Source organism: Oribacterium sp. P6A1 (assembly GCF_000702885.1).
Lineage (GTDB): Bacteria > Bacillota > Clostridia > Lachnospirales > Lachnospiraceae > Oribacterium.
This window is the reverse complement of record NZ_JNKO01000054.1, coordinates 1-7,195: the sequence shown is the minus strand read 5'-3', so window position 1 is coordinate 7,195 and position 7,195 is coordinate 1. Positions and strand designations below refer to the sequence as shown.

General features: G+C 36.5%; 6 protein-coding genes and 4 tRNA genes. All 10 read right to left on the bottom strand.

The features are described 5' to 3' along the window. Positions 1-446: 446 nt before the first annotated feature. Positions 447-1,178: a CvpA family protein gene (locus T515_RS15430; protein ID WP_036613162.1), complete on the bottom strand. Its 732-nt coding sequence runs from the start codon at positions 1,176-1,178 to the stop codon at positions 447-449. Between the two features lie 3 nt (positions 1,179-1,181). Continuing rightward, positions 1,182-2,825: a tetratricopeptide repeat protein gene (locus tag T515_RS15425; protein WP_036613159.1), complete on the bottom strand. Its 1,644-nt coding sequence runs from the start codon at positions 2,823-2,825 to the stop codon at positions 1,182-1,184. Positions 2,826-2,858: 33 nt separating this feature from the next. Beyond that, positions 2,859-3,455, bottom strand: a complete 597-nt coding sequence (gene recR, locus T515_RS15420) for a recombination mediator RecR (RefSeq protein WP_036613156.1) — start codon at positions 3,453-3,455, stop codon at positions 2,859-2,861. Then, a complete protein-coding gene (locus T515_RS15415; protein ID WP_036613153.1) occupies positions 3,455-3,790 on the bottom strand; it encodes a YbaB/EbfC family nucleoid-associated protein in 336 nt (111 codons plus the stop codon). The genes recR and T515_RS15415 overlap by 1 nt, the downstream gene beginning before the upstream one ends. A gap of 11 nt (positions 3,791-3,801) precedes the next feature. Then, positions 3,802-5,400: a DNA polymerase III subunit gamma/tau gene (gene dnaX / locus T515_RS15410; protein ID WP_036613151.1), complete on the bottom strand. Its 1,599-nt coding sequence runs from the start codon at positions 5,398-5,400 to the stop codon at positions 3,802-3,804. Between the two features lie 40 nt (positions 5,401-5,440). Beyond that, entirely contained in the window at positions 5,441-6,511 is a 1,071-nt protein-coding gene (locus tag T515_RS15405; protein ID WP_036613149.1) for a 6-phosphofructokinase, read from the bottom strand. A 246-nt stretch (positions 6,512-6,757) separates the two neighbouring features. Then, a tRNA-Met gene (locus tag T515_RS15400) sits at positions 6,758-6,831 on the bottom strand. Positions 6,832-6,862: 31 nt separating this feature from the next. Continuing rightward, positions 6,863-6,935: transfer RNA gene (locus T515_RS15395), tRNA-Val, on the bottom strand. 41 nt (positions 6,936-6,976) lie between these two features. Then, a tRNA-Tyr gene (locus T515_RS15390) sits at positions 6,977-7,058 on the bottom strand. A gap of 37 nt (positions 7,059-7,095) precedes the next feature. Beyond that, positions 7,096-7,169 (bottom strand) — tRNA-Asp (locus T515_RS15385). Between the last annotated feature and the right edge of the window lie 26 nt (positions 7,170-7,195).

Here is a 7,195-nt window from a genome sequence, read left to right as displayed (position 1 = left end):
TTTCGCGTCGGGGCGGGACCGTGAAAGTTAATTATTATCAAAACGTCAAAAGGGGTGGGCGAAAGGGGCAAGAACAGCCATGAACAACTAATAATTACGCACTTCGCGAAAATCAACAAAAGTCTCGGGAATGGCTTATAGAGCCAATCCTGAGACTTAATAGACACTTGTACTGTCAAAGATGGGAATATATCAGATGATTTTATAAGTGTCAACACTTTTCTTATTTTTTTCTTTTCCATTAGTACTTTATTATCTACTATACTTTCCATCTCTTATAAAACTATCCGAATTATAACATCCGATTACTGTTATTAAAAAGGAAGTGACCTTTTTCCACATGATTTATGCACGAAATAACGTCACTTCCTGAATTTATTTAATGTTATATATTATTATGTGTGATGGTTTTCCACATTTTTATCTCAAAATGTCCACTTATACATCTAAGACATGATTGATTCAAATATCTTTATAAAAATATTGGTCTCTTTTAAAAAGTGAATCCAGGTACCTTCTCTGTTCATTTGTTCTACGGCACTGGCAACTAAGTCATTTTGTGGTAATAAACTTATTATTATAAAAAATATCCAAATATATAGTATAGACTCAATCAAACCAAGCATGCTTCCCGATATTCTGTTAAAGGCTGTAAGTACCGGCAATTCAGCAATCTTATCCAGCAGCTTGAAAAGGATCTTTATCAATATAGTTATCACTATCAGCAGGACAATAAAAGTAATAACAGATAAAATAAACTCTGTTACTTTATCTGCTATTGATTCTGTTATTTTGTCCAGTCCTAAAAGTTCATATAGGCTGTCTGCATTACCTCTATTATTAGCTTCCAATACACTTTTTATTGCTTGGGAAGTTATTGAGTCATTCGTAATAATTTCATTTGTATTTGTTGTTTCCGTAATCTTTTCTACATTATTTGCAATATTTTCATGAATTCTTGTGTTTACATACGTTCTTATACAGTCATTGTTTGTTATCCAATCCTGGAAATATGATCTCAGACTTTTGGTTAATATCACCGATAAAATCAATGAAACCAGATTGGATGACATTTTAATCAACCCTTTATAATAACCAAATATAAGCATGATTACCATAAAGGTAACCACGCTTATCTGGAGCCAGTCATTTTTTAATATTTCAATAATATCTGTCATAAATCAGCCTACAAAGCATTCTTCTCTAAGTATAAGTCTTCCTTCTTTATCGTATTTTGGATGAAATACTCCTGTCAGTTTCTTACCGATTCCAACTTTTTCTGCCTTATCTGCAGCCTCTTCTATAAGCTCTTCGGCACTTGCCTTATTTAAGGCTATACCATCCTCCTGCATTATCTCAATTCTTTCATATAGAGCCAATACAGTCTTTCCCGGAAGGACACAATCAATCTGCTTTGCATAGGTCTGTGCATAGGTAGCAAAATCATCTATATCCATTTCTTTATAAAAATCTTTTGGTAATGTCTCTTCATCCGAGTCATTCGTTTCAGATATACTGCTCTTTTCAATATGTACTATATCGTCTATTGTTTTTACTCTGTTGTTATCATAGTTTACACGAGGTCTCTCTGCATTAGTCTGTACAGAACTTATATCTTCATCTCTGTCTTCGTTTACAGGATTGTCATTTGAATCCTTAAGGTCAACATCCTCTACGAGATCTTCTTCATCATCTATATCAGATACAAGATCAAATCTCTTAATAAACAAAGGTCTGTCTTCCGCCATTCTGTCAAAGTGATCTATAACATCTACAAGAACTACCGAACTTGAATCCTCTAATGAATCAATATACTCATCAATTTCATCTACTACCTTATATGTCAACGCTCCGGCGTCTTCGATGATCAGATCCTTACCTTCAATCTTTGACTTAAATGCAGAAAATCCCTTTTCATTAAGTCTTTCCGAGTTTGTCTTTGCCACCTTGAAATCATATCCATATTTATCATGGAAATATTTTATTTCATTAACAGCAATCTTAAATCCTTCTTCTCTTGTCTTGGCTTCAATTATCATATGATAATTATTCAGCTCAACCTTAGAAGTCTCCTCAGGAACCTCAATATCATCTACTATTTGAATCTCATCCTCAGAATCTTCCGATTCATCGGACTCCATGCTTTCAAACTTTTTTGCATCATCTTCAATATATTCGTATGTATCATTTTCTTCCGGATTTTCAATATCCTTCGAAGATTCAGAAACAACAGGTTCAGGCTGCTGAATGGAGACACCTCTGTACTTTTGCTTAAGCTCCTTTGCCTTATCTACATACTGTCCAAGACCAAATAACAACATGATCTTATCACATGTCTTTACACAATCCTCTTCATAACCGGCTTCAGAGTAGAGTTTTGCCAGCTCAAATAACCATTTTTCATCAACATCAACCGAAGTATACTCTTCCAAAGATGTTATCAACTGTTCTGCTGAAGCACCTTTTGATTTTAGAATCATATATCTGAGTAAGTACTGTCTGGAATCATCAGGACTCATCTCACAAAATTCTCTATAGAATTCCTGAGCATCCTGAATATGTCCGGCCTTTACCGATATCTCTGTCAATTTAAACAGAAATCTTTTTCCAACCGGAGCCCTTTCAAATGCAAGAAGAAGAATATCCTTTGCTTCAGCATATTCCTTGTTATGTTCATAAATATCTGCTACGGAAGCCAGAAGATTAGCATTTCTTACTCGTCTCCAGTCTATAGTATCTGCAATCTGCATTGCAGTAATATAATCTCCCTGATCTGCCATCTTGCGCATCTGTTCTGCTTTGATGTTAAACTCATACTTATCCATTAAAATATTCTACTCCTTAGCAGTTTTTAGTACTTATAAAATAATTCTTCCATCTAATGCACGTAATAATGTTACTTCATCTATATTTTCAATGTCTCCACCTACAGGAACACCCGAAGCAATACGCGACACTTTAATTCCAAGAGGTTTTATGAGCTTAGTCAAATACGTTGCTGTGGTTTCGCCTTCTAATGAAGAATTTGTAGCTATAATAACTTCCTCTATATCATCCTTTAGTCTGGCCATAAGTTCCTTTAATCTTATATCCTCAGGTCCTATCCCCAGCATCGGAGAAATGGCTCCATGCAAAACATGGTATACTCCATTGTATTTTCCGGTATGCTCATAAGCAGACATATCTCTGCTGTTTTCAACAACCATGATTTGACTGTGATCACGTTTATCCGAAGAACATATTGGACAGATATCCGAATCTGTAAGTGTACAGCATATCTTACAGTAATGAACATTATTTCTGGCTTTTAATATAGAATCAGCCAACTGATCTGCCTGTTCTTTTGGACCATTAATAATATGATAAGCCAATCTTTGTGCACTCTTTGGGCCGATTCCCGGTAGGTGTGCCAGCTCATTGATAAGTCTTGAAATATCTTTTGAAAAATATTCCATTAAAAACCAAGACCTCCGGTCAGCTTACCCATCTGTGACTGTGAATCTTCATCAGCTTCGCCCAAAGCCTGATTTGCAGCTGCAAGAATCATATCCTCCAATGTCTCCACATCCTCAGGATCCACAGCATCCTTATCTATTTCAACCTTTAATACCTTCTTTTCACCGGTAACAGTTATCTTTACAGCACCGCCGCCTGCCTGACCAACATACTCCTTTTTAGCCAGCTCTTCCTGTGTCTCTTCAAGCTTTCTCTGCATACGCTGATACTGCTTCATAAGATTGTTCATATTCATACCCGGCATTCCTCCGGGAAATCCGCCATGCTTTGCCATGTTAATTACCTTTACCCTTCTACTTCTATATTGATATTAATTTTATTTAAATCATCTTCAGTAACATATATAGTAGAGTTCTCTTTTTCCTCAGATAACTCTGTACTGAATTTTATTGATTTATTATATCTGTTTTCCACAACTTTACATAACATATCCTTTGAATCAGATTCTGAAATAATTTTATAGCTGCCTCTGCTTTTGGTAACAATAACCATTCCATCCCGATCCTTATTAGGTTTTACAAAAGTGTCTCTTAAAGCAACCGAAACCACCGATGAAGGAACTGCTATACAGATATTTCTCCAGTCCTTCTTCAGTAACTGTAAATCATCATATTGTGCCTTTGGTAAAGCGACTTTTGAAGGTGTATTTATCCTTTTTAACTCATTGGAATTTGTGTTCTCACCCTCGTTTAATGCTTTTAACCGGTCAACAGATATGCTGCTTATATCAAAATTTGATATCTCTCTTTTTATCTCACTTAATCTGGCATTCAGTCCATCCAGGCTTGCATCTGTCTCGGGATATGCCAGCTTCATAAGTGTTGTTTCAAGCAATATACGCTTTTGAGTAGAGTATCTAATCTGATTACTCAATTCACTTAGCATTCTGATATATCTTAACAACTCCGTTGTTGAAAACAGTTTTGAGTCACTTTTCAAACGTTCAAGATTTTCTTTTGACATATCCACAAGTCCCTGCAGATTATCAACAGTCTTAGCCAGAAGAAGATTTCTTATGTACATGATAAGATCAGATATAAATTGCCCTATCTCTCTTCCCTGTTCTATCATTTTGGAAATAATATCCAGAATACTTTTTATATCTTTTTGATTTAATGCCCTGATAATATCAGAAAAAACTGATGTATCCACAGATCCAAGTATATCTAATGCATCATCATATTTTATTCTGTGATCAAATTGAAATGCAGAGCATTGATCCAGCAGAGAAACAGCATCTCTCATTGAGCCATCACCAACTCTTGCGATATAGTGCAATGCCTCATCTTCAACATCAATGTTTTCAGCATCAGATATTTCTCGCAATCTCCCTGCTATGGTTTCAGTAGAAATACGTTTAAAATCATATCTCTGACATCTTGATAAAATTGTGATCGGAAGCTTATTTGGTTCAGTTGTTGCCAAGACAAAAATCACATACTCCGGTGGTTCTTCCAATGTTTTTAAAAAGGCATTGAATGCAGCCTGACTGAGCATATGTACCTCATCTATGATGTATACTTTGAATTTTCCATCAACAGGAGGATACTGAACCTGATCTCTGATTTGTCTGATATCATCCACACCATTGTTCGATGCAGCATCCATTTCCATTACATTCATACTGGAATCATTAAGTATGGATTTGCATACCGCACATTCATTGCATGGATTTCCGTTTACCGGATTAAGACAATTTACAGCTCTTGCAAATATTTTGGCAACAGATGTTTTACCGGTTCCTCTGGTGCCGCAAAATAAATATGCATGCCCTATTCTTCCGGTTTTTATCTGATTTTTGAATGCTTCGGTAATAGGTTCCTGACCTTTTACCTCATCAAATGTTTGTGATCGCCATTTTCTGTATAATGCAGTGTAACTCAATTAAAAACCTCATTTGTAACATTTATATTATAATATTCTGTCAGTCTCCAAAAGATATACCCAAAAGCTTGGCCTCATTTACAATCTGAGACTTTGGGTCTACAGTCTTAAGTTTGCCTGCTATTTCTTTAAGCGGAACCTTAATTACATTTCCATTTACCAATGCTACCATATTTCCGTAATCACCGTTTTTAACAAGCTTGGCTGCCTCAACTCCGAAACGCGTAGCCAGAACCCTGTCGTATGGTACAGGAGCCCCTCCTCTTTGTGTATGTCCAGGAACAGTAACTCTTACTTCTATTCCTGTCTTTTTAAATACCTGATCAGCAAGTTCATAAGAAACAGAAGGATAATTTCTGTTTGTCATTTTTTTCTTGTATTCTTTTTTTGATAGTAAAGAATCCTCATAGGAAATTGCTCCCTCAGCTACTGCTATTATCGAAAACTTTGATCCGCGGTTATATCTTTCGGATATTTTATTGCATATTACATCAAGATGATATGGTATCTCCGGTATAAGAATAATGTCTGCACCACCTGCAAGTCCTGCATATAATGTCATTAGTCCAACCTTGTGACCCATTATTTCAACTATAAACACTCTTTTGTGAGATGCTGCAGTAGTATGTATACAATCAATTGCTTCAGTAGCTATATTGACAGCAGAATGGAATCCGAATGTCATATCGGTTCCCCAAAGATCGTTATCTATAGTCTTTGGACAGGCAATAACATTTAATCCTTCCTGTACCAATAGATTTGCAGTTTTAAGAGAACCATTTCCACCCAATACAACAAGACAATCCAATCTAAGCTGTCTATATGTATGCTTCATGGCTTCAACTTTATCTAAACCATTTTCATCCTTATCTCTTATCTGTTTAAATGGTGTTCTTGACGTTCCAAGTATGGTTCCACCTATATTAAGTATTCCGGAGAAGTCTGAACGTTCCAATTTATGGTATTCGGAATATATCAAACCTTGATAACCGTCTTCAAAACCAAATATCTCGAGATTATCATACAAATTGAACAATGCTTTACCGACTCCTCTCATTGTTGCATTCAATGATTGGCAGTCTCCGCCACTGGTTAACATACCTATTCTCATTTCCAACTTCTCCTTTCCCATAAACTATTTTTGTGCAAACTTCCACATGTAATAACTTAATAAATTATACAAGTATAATTCTTGATTTTCAATCAAGTAGAACTTGATGTTTGTTGCTTTTACAGAATGTATGGTTCAGTTAATTCTGCAACAAAAAATAAGTGTAGATGTCAGAGAGTTAATTACGCTCTAACATCTACACTTTTATAGTACAAAAAAAGATCACTCTACAGTGATCTCTCTTAATTGCGGGAGAAGGATTTGAACCTACGACCTTCGGGTTATGAGCCCGACGAGCTACCAGACTGCTCCATCCCGCGTTATTCGATTTGTGTTATTTTCAAAATTTAATGGGGCCTACAGGGCTCGAACCTGTGACCCCCTGCTTGTAAGGCAGATGCTCTCCCAGCTGAGCTAAGACCCCATTCAGTTGAAAACAACTGTGAAGTTCCTTCGAACTTCTACTGGATGGGGGTGGATTCGAACCACCGAAGTCAGTGACAACAGATTTACAGTCTGCCCCCTTTGGCCACTCGGGAACCCATCCATTTAATATTTAATTATCGTAATCTTGCGATTACTAGCGACCCGGGACGGAATCGAACCGACGACCTCCGCCGTGACAGGGCGGCGCTCTAACCGACTGAGCCACCGGGCCATATCTTTATCGTGCCTTGAAAACTG